This is a genomic window from Asticcacaulis sp. W401b (assembly GCF_046503825.1).
Taxonomy (GTDB): domain Bacteria; phylum Pseudomonadota; class Alphaproteobacteria; order Caulobacterales; family Caulobacteraceae; genus Asticcacaulis.
The window spans coordinates 119,923-143,602 of the sequence record NZ_JBKFEE010000008.1 but is presented as its reverse complement, the minus strand read 5'-3'; the positions used below and the strand labels follow the sequence as shown (position 1 = coordinate 143,602).

The 23,680-nt window shown below is 62.7% G+C and carries 19 protein-coding genes, 1 tRNA gene and 1 rRNA gene; 9 read left to right on the top strand and 12 right to left on the bottom strand.

Annotation, left to right across the window (positions count from 1 at the left end; translation table 11 throughout):
* The first annotated feature begins 29 nt into the window (after positions 1-29).
* Both rrf and ACK8OE_RS15765 read left to right on the top strand, forming a co-directional pair.
* Positions 30-144, top strand: a 5S ribosomal RNA gene (gene rrf, locus ACK8OE_RS15770).
* 206 nt (positions 145-350) lie between these two features.
* Positions 351-427 (top strand) — tRNA-Met (locus ACK8OE_RS15765).
* 88 nt (positions 428-515) lie between these two features.
* Here ACK8OE_RS15765 and ACK8OE_RS15760 read toward each other — a convergent pair.
* Together ACK8OE_RS15760 and ACK8OE_RS15755 are read right to left on the bottom strand one after the other, a co-directional pair.
* Positions 516-1,733 carry an endo-1,4-beta-xylanase gene (locus tag ACK8OE_RS15760; protein WP_410273327.1) on the bottom strand — a complete coding sequence of 406 codons (1,218 nt, stop codon included), beginning with the start codon at positions 1,731-1,733 and terminating at the stop codon, positions 516-518.
* Positions 1,734-1,883: 150 nt separating this feature from the next.
* Positions 1,884-3,827 carry an NPCBM/NEW2 domain-containing protein gene (locus ACK8OE_RS15755; RefSeq protein ID WP_410273326.1) on the bottom strand — a complete coding sequence of 648 codons (1,944 nt, stop codon included), beginning with the start codon at positions 3,825-3,827 and terminating at the stop codon, positions 1,884-1,886.
* Between the two features lie 439 nt (positions 3,828-4,266).
* Here ACK8OE_RS15755 and ACK8OE_RS15750 point away from each other — a divergent pair, with 439 nt between their 5' ends.
* Positions 4,267-5,823: an alpha-N-arabinofuranosidase gene (locus tag ACK8OE_RS15750; protein WP_410273325.1), complete on the top strand. Its 1,557-nt coding sequence runs from the start codon at positions 4,267-4,269 to the stop codon at positions 5,821-5,823.
* Between the two features lie 44 nt (positions 5,824-5,867).
* The gene (locus ACK8OE_RS15745) at positions 5,868-8,528 is read left to right on the top strand and encodes a glycoside hydrolase family 3 C-terminal domain-containing protein (protein WP_410273324.1); all 2,661 of its coding nucleotides are present in this window, start codon (positions 5,868-5,870) and stop codon (positions 8,526-8,528) included.
* A gap of 10 nt (positions 8,529-8,538) precedes the next feature.
* On the opposite strand, the gene ACK8OE_RS15740 is transcribed toward ACK8OE_RS15745, so the two are convergent.
* Positions 8,539-9,879: an anti-phage deoxyguanosine triphosphatase gene (locus ACK8OE_RS15740; RefSeq protein WP_410273323.1), complete on the bottom strand. Its 1,341-nt coding sequence runs from the start codon at positions 9,877-9,879 to the stop codon at positions 8,539-8,541.
* Positions 9,880-9,987: 108 nt separating this feature from the next.
* Between ACK8OE_RS15740 and ACK8OE_RS15735 the strand changes: the two genes are divergently transcribed.
* The gene (locus ACK8OE_RS15735; protein WP_410273322.1) at positions 9,988-10,338 is read left to right on the top strand and encodes an L-rhamnose mutarotase; all 351 of its coding nucleotides are present in this window, start codon (positions 9,988-9,990) and stop codon (positions 10,336-10,338) included.
* On the opposite strand, the gene ACK8OE_RS15730 is transcribed toward ACK8OE_RS15735, so the two are convergent.
* From ACK8OE_RS15730 to hppD, 5 genes are read right to left on the bottom strand one after another with little or no spacing between them, the layout of a single operon-like run.
* Positions 10,335-11,528, bottom strand: a complete 1,194-nt coding sequence (locus ACK8OE_RS15730) for an aromatic amino acid transaminase (RefSeq protein ID WP_410273321.1) — start codon at positions 11,526-11,528, stop codon at positions 10,335-10,337. The genes ACK8OE_RS15735 and ACK8OE_RS15730 overlap by 4 nt on opposite strands.
* Before the next feature lie 41 nt (positions 11,529-11,569).
* Positions 11,570-11,935 (bottom strand): Rieske (2Fe-2S) protein, encoded by a 366-nt coding sequence (locus ACK8OE_RS15725; protein WP_410273320.1) that lies wholly within the window; start codon positions 11,933-11,935, stop codon positions 11,570-11,572.
* Positions 11,932-13,218, bottom strand: a complete 1,287-nt coding sequence (fahA, locus tag ACK8OE_RS15720; protein ID WP_410273319.1) for a fumarylacetoacetase — start codon at positions 13,216-13,218, stop codon at positions 11,932-11,934. Before fahA ends, ACK8OE_RS15725 begins: the two co-directional genes overlap by 4 nt.
* Positions 13,215-14,489, bottom strand: coding sequence for a homogentisate 1,2-dioxygenase (gene hmgA, locus ACK8OE_RS15715; RefSeq protein WP_410273318.1), 1,275 nt, complete (start codon positions 14,487-14,489; stop codon positions 13,215-13,217). The genes fahA and hmgA overlap by 4 nt, the downstream gene beginning before the upstream one ends.
* On the bottom strand, positions 14,489-15,550 hold the full coding sequence (gene hppD, locus ACK8OE_RS15710) for a 4-hydroxyphenylpyruvate dioxygenase (protein ID WP_410273317.1): 1,062 nt from the start codon (positions 15,548-15,550) through the stop codon (positions 14,489-14,491). The genes hmgA and hppD overlap by 1 nt, the downstream gene beginning before the upstream one ends.
* A 115-nt stretch (positions 15,551-15,665) precedes the next feature.
* Here hppD and ACK8OE_RS15705 point away from each other — a divergent pair, with 115 nt between their 5' ends.
* The gene (locus tag ACK8OE_RS15705; protein ID WP_410273316.1) at positions 15,666-16,811 is read left to right on the top strand and encodes an aldose epimerase family protein; all 1,146 of its coding nucleotides are present in this window, start codon (positions 15,666-15,668) and stop codon (positions 16,809-16,811) included.
* 29 nt (positions 16,812-16,840) lie between these two features.
* On the opposite strand, the gene ACK8OE_RS15700 is transcribed toward ACK8OE_RS15705, so the two are convergent.
* From ACK8OE_RS15700 to ACK8OE_RS15690, 3 genes are all read right to left on the bottom strand, one after another.
* Positions 16,841-18,118: an MFS transporter gene (locus ACK8OE_RS15700; protein ID WP_410273315.1), complete on the bottom strand. Its 1,278-nt coding sequence runs from the start codon at positions 18,116-18,118 to the stop codon at positions 16,841-16,843.
* 11 nt (positions 18,119-18,129) lie between these two features.
* Positions 18,130-19,740, bottom strand: coding sequence for a pectate lyase (locus ACK8OE_RS15695; RefSeq protein WP_410273314.1), 1,611 nt, complete (start codon positions 19,738-19,740; stop codon positions 18,130-18,132).
* 135 nt (positions 19,741-19,875) lie between these two features.
* Positions 19,876-20,265, bottom strand: coding sequence for a response regulator (locus ACK8OE_RS15690; protein WP_410273313.1), 390 nt, complete (start codon positions 20,263-20,265; stop codon positions 19,876-19,878).
* 123 nt (positions 20,266-20,388) lie between these two features.
* On the opposite strand from ACK8OE_RS15690, the gene ACK8OE_RS15685 reads away from it, so the two are divergent.
* Together ACK8OE_RS15685 and maiA are read left to right on the top strand one after the other, a co-directional pair.
* Positions 20,389-21,141 (top strand): Crp/Fnr family transcriptional regulator, encoded by a 753-nt coding sequence (locus tag ACK8OE_RS15685; protein WP_126423294.1) that lies wholly within the window; start codon positions 20,389-20,391, stop codon positions 21,139-21,141.
* Positions 21,138-21,767, top strand: coding sequence for a maleylacetoacetate isomerase (gene maiA, locus ACK8OE_RS15680; RefSeq protein WP_410273312.1), 630 nt, complete (start codon positions 21,138-21,140; stop codon positions 21,765-21,767). The genes ACK8OE_RS15685 and maiA overlap by 4 nt, the downstream gene beginning before the upstream one ends.
* A gap of 13 nt (positions 21,768-21,780) precedes the next feature.
* Here maiA and ACK8OE_RS15675 read toward each other — a convergent pair whose 3' ends face one another.
* On the bottom strand, positions 21,781-22,998 hold the full coding sequence (locus ACK8OE_RS15675) for a multidrug effflux MFS transporter (protein WP_410273311.1): 1,218 nt from the start codon (positions 22,996-22,998) through the stop codon (positions 21,781-21,783).
* A gap of 80 nt (positions 22,999-23,078) precedes the next feature.
* Between ACK8OE_RS15675 and ACK8OE_RS15670 the strand changes: the two genes are divergently transcribed.
* The gene (locus ACK8OE_RS15670) at positions 23,079-23,675 is read left to right on the top strand and encodes an NTP transferase domain-containing protein (RefSeq protein WP_410273310.1); all 597 of its coding nucleotides are present in this window, start codon (positions 23,079-23,081) and stop codon (positions 23,673-23,675) included.
* The last annotated feature ends 5 nt before the right edge of the window (positions 23,676-23,680 follow it).

The window sequence follows — 23,680 nt, the reverse complement described above, 5'->3', positions numbered from 1 at the left end:
CAATGTCTTCTCAGCTTGAACGCTATTGACCTGGTGGCTATGCCGGCCGGTCCCCACCCGATCCCATTCCGAACTCGGTCGTTAAGCCTGCCTGGGCCAATGGTACTTCGTCTTAAGGCGCGGGAGAGTAGGTCGCCGCCAGGTCTATAACGTTCAAGTAACCAAACCCTTCATGCACACCACTCAACACAAAGACCGGTCCAAAAACTCAGGCCGGTCTTTTGCTTAACCAGATACCCCTCTGGTTATCACGTGTCGCGGGATGGAGCCGCCCCGTCTGGTCATCAACAGATGAACAGACAAAAACTCCAAAATCAGGGCTGATCTCCGCTCTGATAAAGTCCAGGTGTCGCGGGATGGAGCAGCCCGGTAGCTCGTCAGGCTCATAACCTGAAGGTCGTCAGTTCAAATCTGGCTCCCGCACCCAGACTCACGAAAAGCCCGCCACAAAATGGCGGGCTTTTGTGCGTCTTACGCTTGGATGACACCACGCAAAAAAGCCACCTTCCGGCGGGCTATGGAACAAAGGTCGGGTTCACCACGGCCCAGAAGGCCGATTTCGGTTTACCCGTTGTGTCGAACAGCAGCGGGTGGTTCAGGCGGTTCACCGGGAACGAGCTCAGCCAGGTATGGTTGTCAGCCACGCCCCAGGTGGTGACGGACTTCACGCTCGGCTGGCTGGCAAACAGATCGAACATGGCCCGGTATTGCAGCGCCTGCGCGCGGATGCTGTCCCAATAGGCCGCCGTGCCTTCGGTCAGGGACGGGGCGCAACCCGTGGCGGGTGTGCCGAAGCAACTGCCGGGGTCTGAGCCATACAAGGACACATCCAGTTCGGTGACGTGGTTGATCAGACCGCGAGTTTCAGCGGCCTGAAACGCGGCGCGGACATTGGCCACAGGCGGCCAGGTCGTGGTGATGTGCAGTTGATGGCCGATGCCATCGAGCGGCACACCGCGCGTCAGCAGCGTGTCCACAAGGCTCATCAGGCGTGCCAGCTTGTCCGCGTTTTCTGTGCTGTAGTCGTTGATAAACAGCTTGACCGTCGGATCGGCGGCGCGGGCGGCGCGCAAGGCGATTTCGATATAGTCGGCCCCCAGCACCTGATACCAGCGGCTGTTGCGATAGGGACTACCGGCCGAGTCGCTGGTCGGTTCGTTAACCACGTCCCAGGCATAGACCTTGCCTTTGAAATAGGTCACTACGTCGGTAATATAGCGCTCAAGCCGCGCTTGCACCGTCGCCCTATAGGTGGCGCTGGTGCTGTCGCCCGCAAAGAACCAGTCCGGGGCCGACTGATGCCACAGCAGGGTGTGGCCGCGCACGGCGATATTGTTGGCGCTGGCAAAGGCGATGACCTGATCGGCGAGGGTGTAGTTATAGACCCCGGCGCTGGTGCCGATAGCGTGCGGCTTCATGCAGTTTTCGGCGGTCATCGAATTGGCGTGCGCTTTGAGCACGGGCTGCGAAATCGCATTGTTGATCTCGTTCGGTTCCGCCGTCATGCCGACCAGAAACTTGCCGTTGAAGTGCGTCTTGAGCGCGGGCGCCGTGGCCGGGTCAGGCAGGGTCGGGCCGCTGGCGGAGGCGGTGCTGGAACTGGAGGCGGTGGAGCCGGACGATACGGGGGAAGAGACGCCGCCGCCCCCTCCGCCGCCACAACTGGCCAGTGCCGATGCACCGGCCACCCCCATCAGCAGGCTGCGCCTGCTGAGCTGTGCAGAGATATTCATGTTCACTCCCGGTATCTTTTTGTTTTTGTTGAAGACAGGACGCGCTTCCCTCCACATGATGAGAATGACACAGAATATTTGATAGCGGTATCACAAAAAAAGGCCGGAGGCGATTGCTCCCGGCCTGTGCGCTTTTGATAGATGGATGCCCTATTTCAGCAGGGCCGCGTCGCCCCAGGTAACCGCCACGGGATGGGCGTTTTTGCCGGTGCTGGTGGCCACCAGTTCGACCAGACGCACACCTTTGAGATCGGCGGCAAGCGCCTGCGGGGCCTGCCCGAAGCGCAGGGGTTGGGACTTGGCGAGCAGCTTGCCATCACCATAGACGGCGAAGGTCACGGCCTCTGTGGTATTGAGCGTGGAATCGTCCACCCCGACCTTCGCTTCAAAGCGGCGTTCGGTTGGCTGCACCCGTACCTCCAGCCGTGAATTGGCCAAGATGCCGATACCGCTGCGGAAGGGCTTGCCAGCGATCTGAAGCGGGCGGCCATAGGGAGAGGCATCGGCCTGCGCGCCGCCCCAGCCGGTATAGGCGGGGATGTCGCCGCGCCCGCGCGTGCCGCTCCACGGATTCTTCATGCGATAGATGAAGGGATCGGCCTGAGGCACCACGACGCCATCGACGGCCGGATTAACGCGGCCCGGCAGGTCGGAAAGGTATTGGCCGTTGCTCAGCACGGGTGTGCCGCTGGCCATAAAGATCAGGGTTTGATGCGGTTCGAGGTGGAACTTGGCCTCGCCCGTGAACGGGGTCTGATCGGCCTGCGTCCACAGATCGCGCAGGGCGACCGGCTGATTGGCCAGATATTTCAGATGCTCGGCGGTCAGGATGACGTCCTTGCCCTCCGCCGTGCGGTTGAACAGGGCCACAGCCTTGCGCGTCGGGTCCGCGCCGACGGTCTTGATCAGGATCTGTATATCGTCGCTGTCGTAGGCGAGGACGGCCTGATGGCCGCCGGCGTCCTGATTGAGCGCGATGAGGGCCTCATTACCAAAAATCTGCATCAGCTCCGGGGTAGCCTGTTTCAGGTCGTAGCCGATCAACAGCGGCGCATTGATCATGGCCCACAGGGCGAAGTGCGAACGGGCCTGCACAAGGTGCTGCGCGTCGAATTCGCCATGCCCGATAAACAGCATGTCCGGGTCGTTCCAGCTTCCCGGATGAGCATAGAGGGCGCGGGTGGCCGCCGAGTCGAAATTGCTCAGCATCCGCGACCACGAGGGGGTCAGGTCGTCGCTGGTGCGCGACAGGTTGCCAACATCCTTGCCCCAGGCGCGCACATCGGCGGAGCCCCAGGCGCACAGCGAAAAGACATAATCGCCGTCCGGATTGCTGGCCTTCAGGCTGTTGCCGATTTGCTTATACAGCGCTTTGACGGCTGGAATATTGGTGCGGCTGATCGATTGAAAATCAATCAGCGGCGGCAGTTCGCGATAGGTGCCAGCCTTGACCCGCTCGGAGTCGGCACCAAAGGCGCGCACGCCGCAGCCATCGACCTTGATGAAGTCGAAGCCCCATTCTTTGAAATAGAGGGGTATGTCCTGTTCGATGTGGCCGTAAAGCCCGACTTCGCGCTCCTTTACCGTGCCCTCGGGCAGGTTGGGGGTGTTGGGACCACCAAAGGCCTGCGAGCAGGCATTGCGCCCCAGATCGGAATAGATGCCGGCCTTTAGCCCCATCTGATGGATACGGTCGGTGAAGGGGCGAAAGCTCGTCTCCTCAGGGCCACCAACAGCCGCCGATGGGAAGAGTTTGGTGCGTATCTGCATACGATCGTCCGACTGACGCCGCTTGAGCCACCAGCCGTCGTCGATATTGATGTAGCGGTAGCCCTTGGCCGCCAGCCCGCTTTCGACGATGATGCGGGCGGAATCGAGCACCCGCGCCTCGGTCAGGTCGGTGCCAAAGGCGTTCCACGAACTCCAGCCCATCGGCGGGGTTGCGGCGCGGCCTTCGCTATAGGCGCTCCACTTACCCGTTGCGGCCAAAGGGTCGGCCACGGTTTCGGCGTGCGCGGCGGCGGTCAGGGCGAGGCTCAGAGCCAGCGCCATGGGGGCGGCGTGTCTGGTCAGGCGATGAAATGCAGGCGTCATGGAAAACCTTTCGAACGCAAAGTCAGGGTGACCGGCTCACCGATCCGGCGGCGGCAGTCGTCAGAATGAAATGGCAGGGTCGCCGGAACTCGCTAACGGGAGACGCAGGAAAAGCCGCAAGGTCGCGAGGTTGGCTCGAGCCTTCGTATGTGCGTCAGTCCCTGATCTTTGCAGGCTTTTTGTACGAAAACCGCTGTTGCCGTTTCGCCGCCCGTTGCGCACAGGCTAATATATCAGACAAATTGCGTCAATCGTTCAGACTTGGCTTTGCTGGAAATGGACAAGTGCAGCGGCAAAGACAGGCAGGCGATGCAATAAGTCGGACATATGACTTGGCCTTTGCGTTGTTTCGTGTTAGCGGTATCATAATGGCTGCGTAAAAGCCAAGGGATCAGGGGCGGCACACTCCGCCTTACCTCAATAGATACAGGGAGATATAATGAAACCGCTCGTCCTCACAGGCGTATTGTCCCTTCTTGCCCTGACTCTGCCGGCCGCGGCGCAGGAGCGCGTCTCTGTGACGGTGGACGCCACCAAGCCGGGCGCCAAGATCGACCGCCGCATCTTTGGTCAGTTTGCCGAACACCTCGGCAGCGGCATTTATGAAGGCGTGTGGGTCGGGAAAGACTCAGCCATCCCCAATACGCGCGGTATCCGTAACGATGTGGTCGCGGCACTGAAAGCCATCAAGGTGCCGGTCGTGCGCTGGCCCGGTGGCTGTTTTGCCGACGAATACCACTGGCGGCGTGGCATCGGTCCGGAGCGCAAGGCCATGATGAACGCCAACTGGGGCGGCGTGATCGAGCCCAACACCTTCGGCACCGATGAGTTTATGGACTTCGCCTCGCAGGTGGGGGCCGAAGCCTATATCTCGGTCAATGTCGGCTCCGGCACGGTGGGCGAAGCGGCCGAGTGGCTGGAATATATGACGTCAAGCGCCGAAAACGGCATCGGGGCCGAACGCGCCAAAAATGGCCACCCGGAACCCTATAAGGTGCCGTTTGTCGGGCTGGGCAACGAAAGCTGGGACTGCGGCGGGGCCATGACGCCGGACTTCTACGTCAGCCAGATGAAGATGTATGCGCGCTTTGTGCGCAATTATAACAAAGCTCAGCCGATGCAGCGTATCGCCGTCGGTCCCAATGGCGGCGATACCGCCTATACCGAAGCGGTGATGAAATCCTATAAAGGCCGCAGCTGGGCCTGGGATATCGAAGGCCTGTCGCTGCACTACTACACGACCGGCGGCGGTTTCCCGTTGACGCAGAAATCTACCGGCTTCGGCGAAAAGGAATATGCGGTCATCCTTCAGGACACGCTGAAGATGGATGAACTCATCAAGACCCATTCCGCCATCATGGACAAGTACGACCCGGAAAAGAAGGTGTCGCTGGTCGTCGATGAATGGGGGGCGTGGTACGTGGCGACGCCCGGCACCGATCCCGGCTTCCTGAAGCAGCAGAACACGCAGCGCGACGCGGTGCTGTCGGCGCTCAACCTCAACATCTTTGCCCGCCACGCCGACCGCGTGCGCATGGCCAATATCGCCCAGATGGTCAATGTGCTTCAGGCCATGATCCTGACGGACAAGGACAAGATGCTGCTGACACCCACCTATCACGTCTTCCGCATGTACGTGCCGTTTCAGGACGCCACCTTTATTCCGGTGACGCTGAACGCCGGGACCTACAGCTTTGGTGACATCCGCCTGCCGCGCGTCGATGCGCTGGCGGCGCGCGGGACGGACGGCAAGATCTACCTCTCCCTGACCAATCTCGACCCCAAAACGCCGGTGGATATCGACGTGGCCAGCCTGAACTTTAAGGTGAAGACCGCGACCGGTGAGACCCTGTCGGCGGCGACGTTCGATGCCTACAACACCTTCGCGGCCCCGGCGACGATCGCACCCAAAGCGGTCACGGCGAAGATGGCGGATGGCAAGGTGATGGTCCGCCTGTCACCCGCCTCGGTCACCGTGCTGACCCTGCACCCCTGACCCTTCCGGCCCACCTCGAAGACGATCGGCGTAAGGAGACGACCATGACGGCGTGCCGCCACCCCAACCGCTACCTCACCGCCGCCGTGCTGGCGGCCCTGATGTCCCTCGGTGCCCTGCAACCGGCCCTCGCGCAAAACCCGCTCGATGCGCCCGGCTATCAGGATACGTCCAAGCCGGCTGAGGCGCGGGCCGCCGACCTTGTGTCGCGCATGACGCTGGAAGAAAAGACGGCGCAGCTGATCAACGACGCCCCGGCCATTCCGCGCCTCAATGTGCGTGAATACAACTGGTGGAACGAAGGCCTGCATGGGGTGGCGGCTGCCGGTTACGCCACCGTCTTCCCGCAGGCTGTGGGTCTGGCCGCCACCTGGGATGAGCCACTGATCCATCGCGTCGCCGACACGATCAGCGTCGAGTTTCGCGCCAAATACCTTAAGGAACGCCATCGGTTCGGCGGTTCGGACTGGTTCGGCGGCCTGACCGTGTGGTCGCCCAATATCAACATCTTCCGCGACCCGCGCTGGGGCCGGGGGCAGGAAACCTATGGCGAAGACCCCTATCTGACCGCGCGTATGGGCGTCGCCTTCGTCAAGGGGCTTCAGGGCGATGATCCGGTCTATTACCGCACCGTGGCTACGCCCAAACACTATGCCGTCCATTCGGGACCGGAAGCTGGCCGCCACCGCGACAATTTTAATCCGTCGCCCTATGACCTTTTCGATACCTACCTGCCCGCCTTTAAGGCCACCATCACCGAAGGTCAGGCCGGGTCGATCATGTGCGCCTATAATGCCATCAATGGTCAGCCCGCCTGCGCCAACGAAGACCTGCTGGTCAAATATCTGCGCAAGGACTGGGGCTTCAAAGGTTTTGTCGTCTCTGACTGTGATGCCGTGGGCGACATCTATTACAAGACCTCGCACGCCTATCGCCCGACCCCCGAAGAAGGGGTCACGGCGGCCTATCTGATGGGCACGGACCTCATCTGCGGTAATGCCAATGAGGCCGACCACCTGACGCGCGCCGTGCGGCAGGGCCTGTTGCCGGAAAAGACGCTCGATACGGCGCTGATCCGCCTGTTTACCGCGCGCTTCAAACTGGGGCAGTTCGATCCGCCCGCAAAGGTCTTCCCGAAGATCACGGCGGAGGATTACGACACACCCGCCAATCGCGATTTCTCGCAAAAGGTCGCCGAGTCGGCCATGGTCCTGCTCAAGAACGAGAACAACCTGCTGCCGCTGAAGGGTGAGCCGCGCCATATCGCCGTCATCGGGCCCAATGCCGACACGCTCGATTCGCTGGTGGGCAACTATAATGGCGATCCCTCGCACCCGGTCACGGTGCTGTCCGGTATCCGCGCCCGCTTCCCCAAGGCGACGGTTACCTATGCGCAGGGGTCGGGCCTGATCGACCCGGTGATGACGGCGGTGCCCGACAGCGCCTTCTGCCGGGACGCGGCCTGCACCCAAACCGGTGTGACGGTCAGCCACTTTGCCAATCCCGACCTGAGCGGCGCGCCGCAGACGACGGGCAGCGAAGGCGGGATGCGTCAGGTGTGGGCCGGTGAAAACCGCAGCGGGGCCGTGCGCTATGACGGCTATCTGACGGCACCGGAAACAGGCGAATACCGCTTCCGGTATGACGCGCACGGCGGCTATCGCATCTGGGTCAATGACAGGATGATCGTCGATGCCTGGCGTGTGGACTGGCGCCCCTCCATCGCCACCGGAAGCGTGCGCCTTGAGGCCGGGTCGCGCAACCGCATCCGCGTCGAATCCTTCCAGCGCCAGCCGAAGGGCGAGGAGACGCTGGTGTGGAGCCTGCCGTCAGATAAGGGCGCGCAGGACGCTGTGGCGGCAGCCAAACAGGCCGATCTGGTGGTCTTTGTGGCGGGCCTGTCGCAGCGCGTCGAAGGCGAAGAGATGCGCGTCGAAACCGAAGGCTTTTCGGGCGGCGACCGCACCAGCCTCAACCTGGCACCGGTCCAGCAAAAGGTGCTGGAGCAGGTCAGCGCTGCGGGCAAGCCGGTGGTTCTGGTCCTGATCAACGGCAGCGCGCTCAGCATCAACTGGGCCGATCAAAACGTCCCTGCCATTGTCGAAGCCTGGTATCCGGGCGGGCAGGGCGGGGCCGCCGTGGCGCGCCTGATCGCCGGGGACTATAGCCCCGCTGGTCGGCTGCCCGTCACCTTTTATCGTTCCGCCGAACAGCTTCCGGCCTTCAACGACTACAGCATGAAGGGGCGCACCTATCGCTATTTCAAGGGGGAGGCCCTCTATCCGTTCGGCTACGGCCTGTCCTACACCACCTTCCGCTACGCCCCCCTGACCCTGTCGGCGCGTCAGGTGGCCGGTGACGGTCAGGTCACCGTCTCGGCCGAGGTCACCAATAGCGGGTCGCGCGACAGCGACGAGGTGGTGCAGCTCTATGTCAGCTATCCGGGCCAGAAGCTGGCCCCCATCCGGGCGCTGGCGCGCTTTGAGCGCATCCACCTAAAGGCAGGTGAGACGAAAACGGTCAGCTTCACCCTCGACCCGCAGGCGCTCAGCACCGTCAATGCCGATGGCTCGCGCTCGGTCAAGCCGGGTAAGGTCGAGCTGTGGCTGGGCGGCGGGCAACCCGTGACGCGCAAAGGGCTGGCGGCACCTGCGGGCGTCAGGGGCACCCTGGCCATCACCACGCCTTACGACCTCAAGCCCTGATTGGGGTGGCTTACAACTTATCGAACACTGAGCCCATGCGCGGCGCGAACAAACGCTCATAGGTGCGCAGCAGATAGTTATCGGTCATGCCCGACACGTAATCGCAGATGACGCGCAGATCGTCCGAGGCGGCGGCGTAGCGGGCGTACTGATCGCGCGGCAACAGGCGTTTGGGGTCCGATTGCAGGGCCTCAAACACCGCCACCACCATGGCCTGCCCCTTGAACTCCAGATGCTGTACGCTGGGTGAACGGATCACCTCGTCAAACACAAACCCCTTAAGCGCCTTGAGAAACCGCGCCGGCCCGTCGGGCAGTTCGACGCGATAGCGCAGCAGCGGTTCGGCAAAGGCGTCGTCTTCGGCAAAACGCGCGTGGGTGATGAAGTGCCCGACCAGCCGGTTGACATAGTGCTTGCGCGACCCCGAACCGCCGAACAGGGCGCTGACCATGCCCTCATAGACATTGTTGCCGCTTTCGTGCGGATAGCGGGCTTTGAGCGCATCGAGAAACGAGGTGCAGGCACTTTCGGGCACAGCGCGACGAAAGGCGCTTTCGCTGACCAGAGTGAGCGCAATGGCGTCTTCGAGGTCGTGTACGCCATAGGCAATGTCGTCGGCCACGTCCATCAGGCTGCAATCGAGCGATTTGTGCCGCGTGGCGTGATGGCTGTCGGGTTTGATGTCCAGCGCCTGAAACCGCGCCCGGTCGTCGTCGGACAGCAACTCCAGCACCCAGCCCACCACATCCGCCTCGCTGTCGAGATAGCCCTTGGGCGGCTTTGAGGCGCGGCAGTCGATAATGTCGATCGTGGTCGGCCCCGGCATTAGGGCCGGCTTGCGCGCCGGGTGGGCGGCTTTTGACAGGGCGACCGGGTATTTCAGCACGCCCAGCAGCGTCCGTCGCGTCAGATTGGCCCCGGCGCTTTTGGAGAAGGTCTCAAGCCGCGAGAGGATGCGCAGGGTCTGGCCATTACCCTCAAAGCCGCCGTGCTCGCGCATACAATAGTGCAACGCCACTTCGCCGCCGTGGCCGAAGGGTGGATGACCGAGGTCGTGGGTACAGCCGATCGCCTGAATCAGCGCCCGGTCAGGCAGGTGGGCGGCCGCAGGATGCTCAGAATGGTGGGTCTTGAGCTGCTTGTTGAGGCTGCCGCAAATCTGCGCCACCTCCAGCGAATGGGTCAGGCGCGTGCGGTAAAAGTCGCTGTCCCCCAGATTGAGGATCTGCGTCTTGCCCTGAAGGCGACGGAAGGAGGCGGAATGGATGATGCGGGCATAGTCGATATCCCCGGCATCACGGGCGTCATCGGCTTTGGCGGACCAGTTTTCGCGGCGGGCGTACCAGGACATCAGATTCGTTCACGGCTAAAAAGGAGACTTTAGGCGGGCCGGGGGCCTGCCGCCAGTGACGAATCCACCACAACACGCTAAACACACCAAAACTCAGAGGAATACCCCATGCCCCGCCGTTTCTGCTTTGCCCTCGACCTGCACGACGATGCCGACCTGATCGCGCGTTACAAGGCCTGGCACGCCCCCGGTCAGGTGCCGGGCCCCATCATCCGCAGCATCCGCGAGGCCGATATCCAGTCCATGGAAATCTGGCAGGCGCACGACCGTATGTTCATGATCATGGAGGTCGGCGACACCTTCGCGCCGGACGCCAAAGCCGCCGCCGATGCCGCTTCGGAAGACGTGCAGGCGTGGGAGCGCCTGATGTGGGAATTCCAGAAACCTTTGCCCAAGGCGCAGCCGGGTGAAAAGTGGGTGCCCATGACCCGCATCTTCGATCTGGGCGAACAGCCTTAAATGTAAGGTCTGAGGGCCGCCGCCAGAACCGGCACCTGCGCGGTGGCCAGCCCGGCCAGATTGACCCGTCCTGACGCCGCCATGTAGATGCCGTGCTGGGTGCGCAGGCTCAGTACCTCTTCCGGGCTGAGCGCCAAGGTCGAAAACAGGCCGTTCTGCCGCGTCAGAAAGCCCAGACCCGGATGCGCCGCCGCCAGCGCCGCGCGCAGGCTGTGAATGCGCAGACGCATGGCGTCGAATTCATCGGACCACATTTTCGTAAGCGCCGCGTCGCTGAGGATCAGCCGCACCACAGCCGCGCCATGATCAGGCGGCATGGACCACAGGGTGCGCGCGAGGTTGATCAGATTGCCGCGCAGCCGCTCACGCCGGGCCTCATCGCGGCACTGATAGAAGAGGGCGCCGACGCGATCCCGGTAAAGGGCGAAATTCTTGTTGCACGAATAGGCGATCAGGGCTTCAGGCACCTGTTTCAGCAGATCACGCATCGGCGCGGCATCGGCTTCAAGGCCCTGCCCCAATCCCTGATAGGCGAGGTCGATCAGCGGCAGCAGGCCGCGTTCGGCGCACAGGCTGGCCACCTCACGCCACTGCTCAGGGCTGAGATCGGCTCCGGTCGGGTTGTGACAGCAGGCGTGCAGCAGGACGATATCGCCGGGGGCAGCGCTTTCCAGCGCCTTGCGTAAACCACCGAAGATCACCGACTGCGTGTCGCGGTCGAAAGAGCGGTATTCGCGGATCATCAGCCCGGCGTCTTCCAGCAGCGGGAAGTGGTTGATCCAGGTCGGCGTCCCCACCCACACCGTCGCGCCGGGCCGGGCGCGGTTAAGCAGTTCCGCCGCCAGCCGCAGCGCCCCGGTGCCGCCGGGCGTCTGCACGCCGCTCAGCGCCGTATCACCGCGCCGTGCCGCGCCGAACACCACCGGAATCAGCGCTTCGACAAAGCCCATATCGCCGGCCGTCCCCAGATAGCTCTTGGAGGTCTGGCTGTGCAGCAGGGCAGTTTCGGCCTGTTTGACGGCGGCCATGACCGGGGTATGGCCCTGTTCGTCCTTATAGACGCCGACGCCGAGGTCGATCTTGTCGGCGCGCGGGTCGGCCCGGTGCAACTGGATCAGTTCCAGCAGGCTGTCGGACGGCTGATCCTTCAGGGCGGCGAAGAGGGGGGAGGCGGTGAGGGTCGCGGTCACATCGAAGTCCAGTTCAGGCAGTCACAATTTCAGGCACAATTTCAGGCGGTAAAAATCTGCTCGTCGCGCACGGCGACCGGCCAGGGGGTGAGGGACGCGCCGGGACAGGGGCCGCCGACGCACATACCGTTCGCGATGTCGAACAGCGCGCCATGCCACTGACAGCGGATCAGGCCGCCATCGGGCGTCAGATAATCGTCCAGCGTCTGGCACAGCGGCAGACCGGCGTGTGGGCAGGCATCGACATAGCCGTGTACCATCTGGCCCCGCCGCACGACAAAGCCGTGAAAGCGCGCCTCGCCCACCTGAAGCACATAGTTGCGCGCGGTGCCGTCGGTTATGCGCGCCAGCGGCCCCAGCGCGATGCCGGGGCGCACCTGCGTCAGGCGGGGCAGGGTGGCGGTCATGGCGCGACCGCTGGGAGGATGCGCGCCGTGCAGGGGCCAAAGCCGATGGAGACAAACCCCTCGGCCTCGGCGCGGGCAAACAGGCTCAGCTCGTCACCGTCTTCGAGGAAGCGGCGCGTTTCGCCTGACGGCAGGGTGAGTGGCGACTTGCCCCCTTCGGTCAGTTCCAGCAGGCTACCCGCTTCTTGCGGTTGCGGGCCGGACAGGGTACCGGTCCCCAGCAGGTCGCCGGGGCGCAGATTGCAGCCGCCGCTGGCGTGGTGGGCGATGATCTGCGCCACGGTCCAGTACATGGCCTCTTCGGCGCGCGATTGCGCCAGTTCGACCGCTGCGCTCAGGCCCGGCGTGCGCAAACGGGCCCCCAGACGAATGCGATAGCCGCCCTTTGCCTGGTCCGCGGCGTCGATCAGATAGGGCAGGGGCGCCGGATCATCGCTGGCGCGAGGCAAGGGCGCGGTGCGGAAGGGGGCCAGCGCCTCGGCCGTAATCACCCAGGGCGAAATCGTAGTGTGGAAATTCTTGGCCAGAAACGGCCCCAGAGGCTGATACTCCCACGCCTGCACGTCGCGCGCCGACCAGTCGTTGAGCACGCAAAACCCGGCGATCCGCTCAGATGCCTCGGCTATTGGTACCGGCTGACCCAGCGGGTTTTCGCCGCCGATAAAGACGCCCAGCTCCAACTCGTAATCGAGGCGCTGCGTGGGGGCAAAGCGCGGGGCGTCGGCGTCCGGGGCCTTGATCTGACCGTACGGGCGCGTCACCGGCTCACCGGACACGCGCACCGAAGAGGCGCGGCCGTGATAGCCGATGGGGACGTGCTTGAAATTGGGCAGCAGGGGATTGTCGGGCCGGAACAGCTTGCCCACCGCTCTGGCGTGGTGGATGCCGACATAGAAGTCCGTATAGTCACCGATGTCAGCCTGGAGATACAGGGTGCAGGTCTGCGCCGCATAGAGGTGCGGTGATACCGCTGCCTGATGCGCCGGATCGCTGAGCAGGGTCGAAAGGCGCTGACGCAGGGCGCGGCGCTCAGAGGCGGGGCGGGCAAACAGGGCATTGAGCGTGCGTGCGCCAAACGCCGCCGCGTCACCCTCGATCAGTCCCGCTTCAAAGAGGCCGCGCAGGTCGAGAATATGATCACCAATGGCGGTCCCCAGACGGCGGTCGTCGGACCCGTCCGGCGCAAACACGCCCAGTGGCAGGTTCTGGATCGGAAACTCGGCGTGGCCATGGGCGTCGGGCAGCCAGCTTGTGCGGTCAGGGTCGTGGGTAAAGTCGATCATGGCAGTCGGGCCTTTTCAAAGCCGCCCCAGCCGGCGTCATAATCGCCTTGCAGACCCGGCAGGGCGAGGGCCTGAGCCGTGGGGCGCAGCACAAAGCGCGTTTCAAACATGAAGGCCATGGTGCCTTCGTACCGATGCGGTTTCAGGTCCGCCGATACCCCCGCGTCATAGCTGGCGCGATCCGGGCCATGCGCGTTCATGCAATTGTGCAAGGACGCGCCGCCGGGGGCGAAGCCTTCGGCCTTGGCGTCATAGACGCCTTCGATCAGGCCCATGAATTCGCTCATGATATTGCGGTGGAACCACGGCGGGCGGAAGGTGTGTTCGGCCACCATCCAGCGCGGCGGGAAGATCACAAAGTCGCAATTGGCCGTGCCGGGCGTGTCGGAAGGCGCGGTCAGGACGGTGAAAATCGACGGGTCGGGGTGGTCGAAACTGACCGAATTGATCGTGTTGAAGCGCCGCAGGTCATAGCGGTAAGGACACAGATTGCCGTGCCACGCCACCACATCAAACGGCGAATGGTCGAGCGTCGTGGTCCACAACTGTCCCTGAAACTTCTGGATCAGTTGATGCGGCGCGTCTTCGTCTTCAAAGGCGGCGACCGGCGCTTCGAAATCGCGCGGATTGGCCAGCCCGTTGGCCCCGATGGGCCCCAGATCGGGCAGGCGGAAGGTCGCGCCGTGGTTTTCGCAGACATAGCCGCGCGCCGTCCCTTCCGGCAGTTCGACGCGGAATTTCAGCCCGCGCGGGATCACGACGACGCTGAGCGGTGCCGCCTCAATCACCCCACACTCGGTGAGGATTTTTAAGACGCCTTCCTGCGGCACGATCAGCCATTCGCCATCGGCATTGAAAAAGGCGCGCCGGGTCATGCTGGCCGTAGCGGTATAAAGATAAACCGTCACGCCGGTCTGGGTCGCCACATCGCCATTGGCGGCATAGGCCGTCATCCCGTCGATAAAATCGACCGCGCCCTGTGGCGTCGTCAGCGGCGACCAGCGCAGGCGGTTGGGCGAGGGGGGCGGCCCGTCCGTGCGCCAGCCGGGGGCGTCCAACGGCGCAAAGGCCGCGTGCTGCGCCGATGGCCGCAGACGATAAAACCACGTCCGGCGGTTTTCACTGCGCGGGGCGGTAAAGGCTGTGCCGGAAAACTGCTCGGCATAGAGGCCGAACGGCACGGCCTGCGGCGCGTTTTGACCCACGGGCAGGGCACCAGGCACGGCCTCGGTGGCGAAATGATTGCCGAATCCGCTGAGGTAAGGGCACATCACGCATCGACCGAGATGACACCACGGCGGATCTGATCGAGTTCAATCGACTCGAACAGGGCCTGGAAATTGCCGTTGCCGAAGCCCTCATTGCCCTTGCGCTGGATGATCTCAAAGAAGATCGGTCCGAACAGGTTTTCGGTGAAGATTTGCAGCAGGATACCTTCTTCGCCGACATTGCCGTCGATCAGGATGCGGTTGCGGCGCAGCCGTTCAAGGTCTTCGCCGTGGCCGGGCACGCGCTTGTCCACCAGTTCGTAATAGGTCTCTATCGTGTCCTGAAGCCGCACGCCGCGCGCCCGCAGCTTTTCCACCGTGGCATAGATGTCGTCGGTGGTCAGCGCCAGATGCTGAATGCCTTCACCCTTGTATTCTCTGAGATATTCCTCGATCTGGCTCTTGTCGTCCTGCGACTCGTTGAGCGGGATGCGGATGGCCTTGTCCGGGGCGATCATGGCCTGAGAAAAGAGGCCGGTAGCCTGCCCTTTGATGTCGAAATACTTCTGCTCCTCGAAGCCGAAAATGCGCGAATAGAAGTCTGACCACACGCGCATCTGACCGCGATGCACATTGTGGGTGAGGTGGTCGAGCAGGTCGAGCCCGACGCTGTGTTCGCGCTCGGCGGCGTCCGCCCCCGGCACGGCGAACCAGTCGGCATAGAGCTGATCCGTGTCGGGGGTAAGGTAGAGGTAGGAGCCACCAATGCCTTCCAGCACGAAACTGTAGTCGCCCAGCGTGCCAGCGGCGGCATCGGCGGCCTTGGCCCCGCGCGCCAGTGCGGCCTCAAAGGCGGTTTGCGGATCGGTAACGCGGAACGCCATGCCCGAGGCTGAGGGACCATGCGCGGCACGGAACCCGGCCGCCTGACCCGTCGCCTCTTCGTTGAGCAACAGGTTGATGCGGCCCTGCTTATAGCGGGTGACGGCCTTGGACGGATGGCGTGAAGCGGGGACAAAACCCAGACGCTCGAAATGAGCGCGCATGGCGGCGGGGTCGGGGCTGGTGAACTCGACAAACTCAAAGCCGTTGAGACCCAGAGGGTTGTGCGGAGTGATGGACATGGCGGCCTCCCGTTTGTTTCGATTGATATAGTATCTATTGCAACAATTTAAAAAATCCAGTCTCTTTTTCGTGAGGCCTGTGGAAAGGCATCCGCGGTCGGGTTAGGCTTCCTCCATGCGCGCCCTGATCCTTCTGCCGCTTGTGGCTTCGTCTCTGATGCTGTCTGGCCTGTCCCGGCCACAGGTCAGCCATGCCCCGTTCGGCGTGACGGCGGGCGGTGAAGCGGTGGAACGCTACACCCTGCGTAACCAGCGGGGTTCCGAAGTGTCGGTCCTGACCTATGGGGCCATTCTCGATGCGGTGCGGGTGCGCGATCGCTACGGGCGTTTGGAGAATGTGGTGCTCGATCTGGCCGACCTGAAGGCGCATGAGGCGCGCGCCAATTTCAGCGCTGTGGTCGGGCGTTTCGCCAATCGTATCTCCGGGGGTGGTTTTACACTGGATGGGCAGCGCGTGGTGCTCGACCCCAAGGGCGGGATCGTTGCACACGGCGGCAGGCCGGGTTTTTCCGGGCGGGTGTGGATCGCGGAGCCCTGTACGACGCCGGGCTGCCGTTCGCTGACGTTGCGCTACGTCAGCCCCGATGGCGAGAATGGCTTTCCGGGGACGTTTCACGTCTCGGTGACCTATAGCCTGTCCGACGACGATACGTTGACGCTGGACTATCGCGCCACGACGGACAAGCCGACCGTGATCAACCTGACGAACCACGCCTATTTCAATCTGGGCGGGGCGGCGTCGGGTTCGACCGACGGCCAGTATCTGCAACTGAAGGCTGACGCTATCACCGCCCTGTCGGACAAGAAGCTGCCGACGGGGGCCTTGCGCCCGGTGGCCGGCACGCCATTTGATTTCCGCACGCCGGTTCAGATAGGTGCGCAGATCGTCAGAGCCGACCCGCAATTGAAGATCGGCGGCGGTTTTGACCATAATTTTGTGCTGACCAAACCCAGACCCGGCGCCCTGAGCGTGGCGGCGCGGGCCTGGGACCCCAAAAGCGGTCGGACTCTGGAACTGAAGACCACCGAGCCGGGCGTGCAACTTTTCACGGGCAACGGCTTTAACGGCACGCTGAAAGGGCGGGTGGGCAATCGCATCTGGCCGCGCGACGGCTTTGCGCTGGAAACCCAGCATTTTCCCGACAGCCCCAACCGCCCGGAATTTCCTTCGACCGTGCTGCGGCCGGGCGAGACCTTCCATTCGGTGACCACGATCCGCTTCGGCACGGCGAAGACGTTGAAAGAAGCCTTCCCGGATTAAAAAACCCCGGCTCTCGCCGGGGTTTTTCCTTATCCGATTTTGGCCGATTCGAGCTTCGGCATCAAAAGATGCACGGCCAGAAGCGCCAAAAAATAGCCCGTCGCCGCATAGACGAAGATGGGCGTGTAGGAGCCGATCTTGTCGAGCACGAAGCCCGCATATTTGGCCATGGCCATGCCGCCAAAGGCCCCGAACATACCGCCGATACCCACGACCGAGCCCACTGCGCCATTGGGGAAGACGTCCGACGGCAGGGTGTAGAGATTGGCCGAAAAGCCCTGATGCGCGGCGGTCGCCACACCGATGATGGCCACGGCGACCCACAGATTGTCGGCCATGGCCGCGACGCCCACCGGCAGGGCGAGAGCGGCGCAGATCAGCATGGTGACCTTGCGCGCCGCATTGACGCTCCAGCCGCGCTTGATGAACTGCGACGACAGCCAGCCGCCGCCCACCGAACCGATGTCGGACAGCAGGTAGATGGCAACGAGCGGCGGGCCAAAGGTCTTGAGATCAAGACCATAGCGCTTGTGCAGGAAATCGGGCAGCCAGAAGAGGAACATCCACCAAATGGGGTCGATCAGGAACTTGCCCAGCGCATAGCCCCAGGTTTCCCTGGCGCGGATGACCTTAAGCCACGACACCTTTTCGACTACGACCACCGGGTCCTGTTCGATATGGCTCAGCTCCAGCGCATTGACCTTTTTATGTTCGCGCGGGCGGCGATAGACCAGCCACCAGACGGGCAGCCACAGAAGGCCAATAGCACCCGTAAAGATAAAGGCCGCCTGCCAGCCGAAGGTCAGGGTAATCGCCGGAATGACCAGCGGCGTGACAATGGCGCCGATATTGGTTCCGGCGTTAAACAGGCCGACCGCAAAGGCGCGTTCAGACTTGGGGAACCATTCCGACACGGCCTTGACGCCACCGGGGAAGGCCCCGCCTTCGCCGATGCCGAGGAAGACGCGGGCGATGATGGCGTCTTTCAGCGATGACATGGCCGCGTGGCCGATATGCGCCGCCTGCCAGATGACAAAGGCCAGAGAGAAGCCGATGCGCGCCCCGAAACGGTCCACGATCTTACCGAAGGCGAGGTAGGAGAGGGCGTAGGCGAACTGGAACCAGAAGACCAGATCGGCATAGTCCAGTTCGCTCCAGCCGAATTCCGCTTGCAAGGTCGGCTTGAGGAGGCTGACCGTCTGACGGTCCACATAGTTGATGACCATGGCCGTGAACAGCAATGTCACGACCAGCCAGCGGTAGCGCGTCGCGCCCGCTGGGGCGTTGGAGCCCGAAGGTGCCTGCATGGCGGTTTCCTTTATTTCTTCTTGTTTTCGTTAGTGTCTCTGGCGTTCAGTGCCCTGATCAGCGCCTTCATATTGTCGATATAGGCGCTGGTCGAAATGCCGATAACGGGTTTGTCGGCGAGGTAGGGCGAAGTGTCGGTCTTGTCGCCGACGTGGGTCGAGCGGTAATCCCCTTCAGTCGGCATCGGCGACCCGTCGCCGATATAGGGGTTGGAGGTCGATTTCAGCTCGGTCGGCCACCAGCCGTCCTTGTTTAGCGACTTGACCAATTGATCGGCGGTTTCGGCGACGCGGCTGTGGTTGAGGTCGGAATCACCATGTTCCTCGATCAGGAAATAACGCGGCAGCGGCTTGGCCACGCCGTATTTCAGCGGCGAGTCTTTGGAGGCCTCTTCCGGCGGGGTGGCTTTCAGCTTTTCATAGTCCTGACGCAGCTTGGCGACATTGATCGAGCGCGTCGAGCTGTAGTGGCGCAGCGTATGCTCCGGATTATAGTCGGCATAGTAGTGGCCATTGACGACGTTAGAGCCTTCGCGGTGCGTATAGAGTGCCTTGTTGGTGCCCAGTTCAACAAACGACGGATAAAGGGGCTTTTCGCCGGGCAAACGCACCGAGTCGAGCCAGTCGAGCGCTGCCGGAATGGGAGCCAGATATTTGGTGTCGCCGGTCAGCTTATAAAAGTCCATCAACTGCCGGATGGCGCTGGCGGTGGTATGCGCCGACAGGGATTTCGGCTCATAGGTACGCGCCCCGGCGGGCTTGAGATCGGGCGTATATTGCAGCGCCCAGCCGGCCTGCGGCGCGCCGTTTTGCGCCAGAATATAAATGTTCATGCCGCGGTTTATGGCATCGAGAACGCGCGTTTCACCCAGCGCCTGATAGCAGAGGATCAGGAAGTGGACATTACCGGCGGCCACATCGTCATTAAAGGTAATGTAGGAGGTGTAGTCCGGCTGACCGTGGTGCGAAAACTCGTATTTCAGCGGATATCGCTGCGGCCAGCCGCCGTTGGGGTACTGGCTTTTGAGAACGAAGTCGATCGCCTTGTCGAGGGAGGGTTTGTACTTCGGGTCGTGCTTTTCGAGATAGAGACGCAGGATGAAGGTCATCGCCTCCACCGTGCCGTCATCGTCATAGGTGGCATTGCCCCAATAGTGCTGGAACTCTTCCATGCGCCAGGCGTTCTTGCCGATGGTGTCGTACCACTGCTTCGTTGAGGCCTCGCCGCCAAAGTCGATGAAATAGTGCCAGCCGCCATTGTCCTGCTGGCCGAAGATCAGGGCGGCGGCGGCCTTTTCGGCAGCGGTGTAGTAATACTCATCGCCCGTGGCATGGTAGGCGTCGAGGAAGAGGTGACCCATGGTGGCCGTACCCGGCGGCTGCACCCAGATCATGCTGGGTTTGGCTTCCAGCTCACCCCAACGGCGCGACATGTCCGGCAGATAGGACCACACATAGCCCCCATTGGTCGAAACGGTCTCGACCATGAATTGCGTGGCCTTGCGCATGGTTTTTTTGACCGCGCTGTCCGACGGCTGAGGGGCGGCTGTGGCGAGCGGGCTGCACAAAGCCAGACACAGGCCCGCCGTCAGGCCTGCAATCGATTTTAACAAGGGGCGCATGGAGTAGGCGTCTTTCCCGAAACTGAGCGTTTGTTTTTATGGTTGGCACTAGCTTATACGGTAATGACACCGGTTTCCAGCGTATCCTCATAAATTTTTTCGGGACATTTTTTTTCAGGCGCAGAAGCGACGCGATTAATTCGGCAAGGGGTAGGGCGACAGGGCGGCGCTGAGGCGACCCAGCGTCACAGGTTTCGACAGGTGGCCGTCCATACCGGCATCGAGGCAGAGCTGACGCTCATCAATCAGGCCCTGCGGCGTCAGGCCGATGATGACAACCGGCGGGATCAGCCGGCGACGTTCCAGATCACGGATTTGGCGTGTGGCGCGAAACCCGTCCATGTCCGGCAGGTCGATGCTGAGCAGCACGACGTGGCCCTGACGCGACAACAGGGCCTCCAGCAGGGCGTCACCGCGGGTAAGGACGACGGCCTTCAGCCCCAGATCCTCCAGCAGGGTGACGATGAGGTCGGCGCTGGGGGGGTGCGGCTCGGCCAGCAGGATAAGGGGGGCGGCGGACGCCATAAATGTGCGGACCTTTCGAAGAAGCCGGTTTTATTGAAACCTTGCGACCGCGTGCCTAACCCGACATGGCGGCATTGTATGTGCACTCGTACACATAGAGGGCAAACGTGATGAGGCCCCCCGATGGACACGCTCCACCCCGAACTGTTGAGCAGCAATCTGCTGATGGCGCTGCGCCCCGCCGACCGGATGCGGCTGCAAGCGCGTATGGAGGTGATCGAAGCCCCGCGCGGCATGGTCCTGTTCAATGCCGGGGACGTGGTGCGCCACGCCTGGTTTCCGCTGGGACCCACCCTGGTGGGTTTCCGTGTGCTGCTGGATGACGGGCGCGGGGTCGAAACGGCGCTGGTCGGGCGCGAAGGGGCCGTCGGCGGGATCGTCAGTCAGGGCCGTCTGCCCGCCTTTTCGTGCGCCGAGGTGCAGTTTCCGGGCAAGCTGCTGCGCATTGATCTGAAGACGCTGGAGGCGCTGAAGGCCGAATCCCTGACGCTCCGCTACTTCTTTGCGCGCTATTCCGATTGCCTGCTGGCACAGGTGTTTCAGTCGGTGGCCTGCAATGCCACCCACACCATCGAACAGCGCGCGGCGCGCTGGCTGACCCTGGCGCTGGACCGTACAGAGACGGCGACAATCCCGCTGACGCAGGATCAGTTGTCGTCTATGCTGGGAGTCGGGCGGGCCTATGTCAGCCGTGTCATGGGCGTGTTGCAGCGGGACGGCCTGCTGGCCACCGTGCGCGGGCGGGTCGAAATCCGCGATCCGGCCGGGCTCAGGCAGCGCGCCTGCGGCTGTGCCAACCAGGTGCGCGCCCATTTTGACGAAGTGCTGGCCGGGGTCTATCCCGCGCCAGAAGATGATGAGATGACGGCGAAATGAAACTTCACGGCTATTTCCGCTCCTCAGCCGCCTGGCGCGTGCGTATCGCGCTGGCGCTGAAAGGTCTCGACTATGATCAGGTCTTCGTGCACCTGCGTCACGGCGATCAGCGCGCGCCTGCCTATCTGAAGGTGAATCCGCAAGGTTTGGTCCCAGCGCTGGAGGTCGAAGACGGAGAGATACTGACCCAGTCTCTGGCCATCTGCGAATATCTGGATGAGGTCTATCCGCAGGCGCCGCTTCTGCCCGGCAGCGCGCTGGAGCGGGCGCGTATCCGCGCCTTTGCCTACGCCATCGCCTGCGAAATCCACCCGGTGCAGAACCTGCGTGTCCTCAACCGCATAAAGGCGCTGGGTCAGGACGAGGCGGGCGTCAGGGCGTGGGCGCAGGAGACGATTGCCACCGGCTTCGACGCCTGCGAGGCCCTGCTGGACGGGCAGGCGGGGCCCTACTGTTTCGGTCCGCAGGTGACTCTGGCTGACGTTTTTTTGGTGCCGCAGATGGCCAATGCCCGCCGCTTTGGGGTCGAACTGCGCTGGCCGCGTCTGAGGGATGCCGAAGCCGCCTGTCTGAGCCATCCGGCCTTTGACGCCACGCGACCTGAACGGCAACCCGACGCGGAATGATTGGGTTTGGACCCTAGACCGGGTTGCGGTACAGCCGACCCTTTTCAACCACCAGAATGATGCTGATGGCTGTCAGGCCCAGCCCCATAGCTGCCAGCGGCAGAAGCCATACGCCGCCGGACCAGAACTGACCGATCCACGCCCCGATCAGGCCGCCGCCGACCATTTGCAAAATGCCCTGAAGCGAGGCGGCTGTGCCAGCGACGTGACCGACCTTTTCCATGGCAATGGCTGTGAAGTTGGAGGTGCACATGGCCATGCACATCATGGTCAGGCCCTGCAGAAGTGTGAAACTGATCAGCGTTTCATAGCCCAGCAGAGCCCATACCACATGCACGGCCGAGAGGATGATCAGGGCGGTCAGCGAGCGGTGTGATATGACGCGCGTCCCCAATCGCTCGACCAGCCGGATATTGATAAAGGCCCCGACCGCCATGGCTCCGGCGCAGAGGGCAAAGACAAGCCCCAGATAACCCGGCTGGTGAAACACCTCTTCAAATATCTGCGGCATCATCGAGAGGTAGCAGAGGATCATAGCGGTCATCACCATCACGGCCAGCCCATACCCCAGAGACGTAGGCTCAGAGGCGATGTAGCCGGCCACGCGAATAAACTTGCCCGGTGAAGGTGCAAAACGCGTTGCAGCTGGGAGGGTTTCCGGCAGGCGTACCCACACCCACAGGAAGACCAGCAGGCCTGCGATTGTCAGCGCCAGGAAGATGCCGCGCCACGGAAAGGCAAGCATAATCAATTGACCCAGGCTGGGAGCCATGATCGGTACGGCCATGAAGATGACGTGTGAGGTCGAGAGCACCTTGGCCATGCGCGCGCCGGAGTAGAGGTCGCGGATGGCCGAGCGCGGGATGACATTGGCTGAGGCCGCCGCCACGCCCTGAAAAAAGCGCAACAGGATCATGTGTTCAATATCGGTGACCAGCGACACGGTCAGCGACAGCAGAACATAGACGATCAGCCCGCCCAGCAGCACGCGGCGTCGTCCCAGCCAGTCTGATAGCGTGCCACACAGAAACTGACCTATGCCCATGCCCATGAAGAAGACCGAGATGATCAGCTGCATGCGGTTGGCATTGTCGATGCCGAAATCCGTCGCCATAGGGGGCAGGGCCGGCAACATGGTGTCCACGCTCAGCGCCGTCGCTGCCATACAGGCGGCGATAATGGCGACAAATTCGGGGAACGGCGGGATGTCCTTGGGGGGGAGTTTGAACATGACGGTCCCCTATAGCCGGATGACGCAGCGAAAGAAATTATGAGTTTGAGAAAAAGCAAACCGACCGGCAAGATAAGCCAATGAACAGTGAAGACATGGCCCTGATCCTGCTGGCGGCTGGGCATTCCCGGCGCTTTGGTGACGCAGACAAGTTGTTGGCCGATCTGGGCGGGGTGCCGTTGGGACTGCACATGGCGCATCGCCTTTCAGCGATCAGGTGGCGGCAGAAGGTTTCGGTTGTGGCCTCAGAGGGATTGCAGGACGTCTTGCGCGCGCGGGGGTTTGAAACCGTACCACCTGCGGCGGGTGCCGGCATGGGAGATAATCTGGCCTTGGCTGCGCAGCGGGTGGAAGGATGCGCCGGGGTTTTGGTCTGTCTGGCCGACATGCCGTTTGTGCCGCTGACGCATATTGAGGCCCTGCTGAGGGCGCTCGGCGCGGATGCGAGCATTGCCGTCAGTGCGGCGGATGCGATCAAAGGGCCGCCGGTGGCCTTTGCCGCGGGTCACATCAGGGCCCTGCGCGCAATTACCGGTGATGAGGGCGCGCGACGGATCATGGCCTCTGCCACCGTTGAAACCGTAAGCATAGAAGCGGCGGCAGAAGTCCTGTCTGACATTGACACACCCGCGGATCTGGAGCGGGCGCGCGGGCGGATAAAGCAAATGTCACTTTGAGTGGC

Bases quoted from the DNA above. Each gene is read 5' to 3' on its own strand.
- ACK8OE_RS15760 (WP_410273327.1), bottom strand. From the start codon at position 1,733: ATGAATATCTCTGCACAGCTCAGCAGGCGCAGCCTGCTGATGGGGGTG.
- ACK8OE_RS15755 (WP_410273326.1), bottom strand. From the start codon at position 3,827: ATGACGCCTGCATTTCATCGCCTGACCAGACACGCCGCCCCCATGGCG.
- ACK8OE_RS15750 (WP_410273325.1), top strand. From the start codon at position 4,267: ATGAAACCGCTCGTCCTCACAGGCGTATTGTCCCTTCTTGCCCTGACT.
- ACK8OE_RS15745 (WP_410273324.1), top strand. From the start codon at position 5,868: ATGACGGCGTGCCGCCACCCCAACCGCTACCTCACCGCCGCCGTGCTG.
- ACK8OE_RS15740 (WP_410273323.1), bottom strand. From the start codon at position 9,879: ATGTCCTGGTACGCCCGCCGCGAAAACTGGTCCGCCAAAGCCGATGAC.
- ACK8OE_RS15735 (WP_410273322.1), top strand. From the start codon at position 9,988: ATGCCCCGCCGTTTCTGCTTTGCCCTCGACCTGCACGACGATGCCGAC.
- ACK8OE_RS15725 (WP_410273320.1), bottom strand. From the start codon at position 11,935: ATGACCGCCACCCTGCCCCGCCTGACGCAGGTGCGCCCCGGCATCGCG.
- fahA (WP_410273319.1), bottom strand. From the start codon at position 13,218: ATGATCGACTTTACCCACGACCCTGACCGCACAAGCTGGCTGCCCGAC.
- hmgA (WP_410273318.1), bottom strand. From the start codon at position 14,489: ATGTGCCCTTACCTCAGCGGATTCGGCAATCATTTCGCCACCGAGGCC.
- hppD (WP_410273317.1), bottom strand. From the start codon at position 15,550: ATGTCCATCACTCCGCACAACCCTCTGGGTCTCAACGGCTTTGAGTTT.
- ACK8OE_RS15705 (WP_410273316.1), top strand. From the start codon at position 15,666: ATGCGCGCCCTGATCCTTCTGCCGCTTGTGGCTTCGTCTCTGATGCTG.
- ACK8OE_RS15700 (WP_410273315.1), bottom strand. From the start codon at position 18,118: ATGCAGGCACCTTCGGGCTCCAACGCCCCAGCGGGCGCGACGCGCTAC.
- ACK8OE_RS15695 (WP_410273314.1), bottom strand. From the start codon at position 19,740: ATGCGCCCCTTGTTAAAATCGATTGCAGGCCTGACGGCGGGCCTGTGT.
- ACK8OE_RS15690 (WP_410273313.1), bottom strand. From the start codon at position 20,265: ATGGCGTCCGCCGCCCCCCTTATCCTGCTGGCCGAGCCGCACCCCCCC.
- ACK8OE_RS15685 (WP_126423294.1), top strand. From the start codon at position 20,389: ATGGACACGCTCCACCCCGAACTGTTGAGCAGCAATCTGCTGATGGCG.
- maiA (WP_410273312.1), top strand. From the start codon at position 21,138: ATGAAACTTCACGGCTATTTCCGCTCCTCAGCCGCCTGGCGCGTGCGT.
- ACK8OE_RS15675 (WP_410273311.1), bottom strand. From the start codon at position 22,998: ATGTTCAAACTCCCCCCCAAGGACATCCCGCCGTTCCCCGAATTTGTC.
- ACK8OE_RS15670 (WP_410273310.1), top strand. From the start codon at position 23,079: ATGAACAGTGAAGACATGGCCCTGATCCTGCTGGCGGCTGGGCATTCC.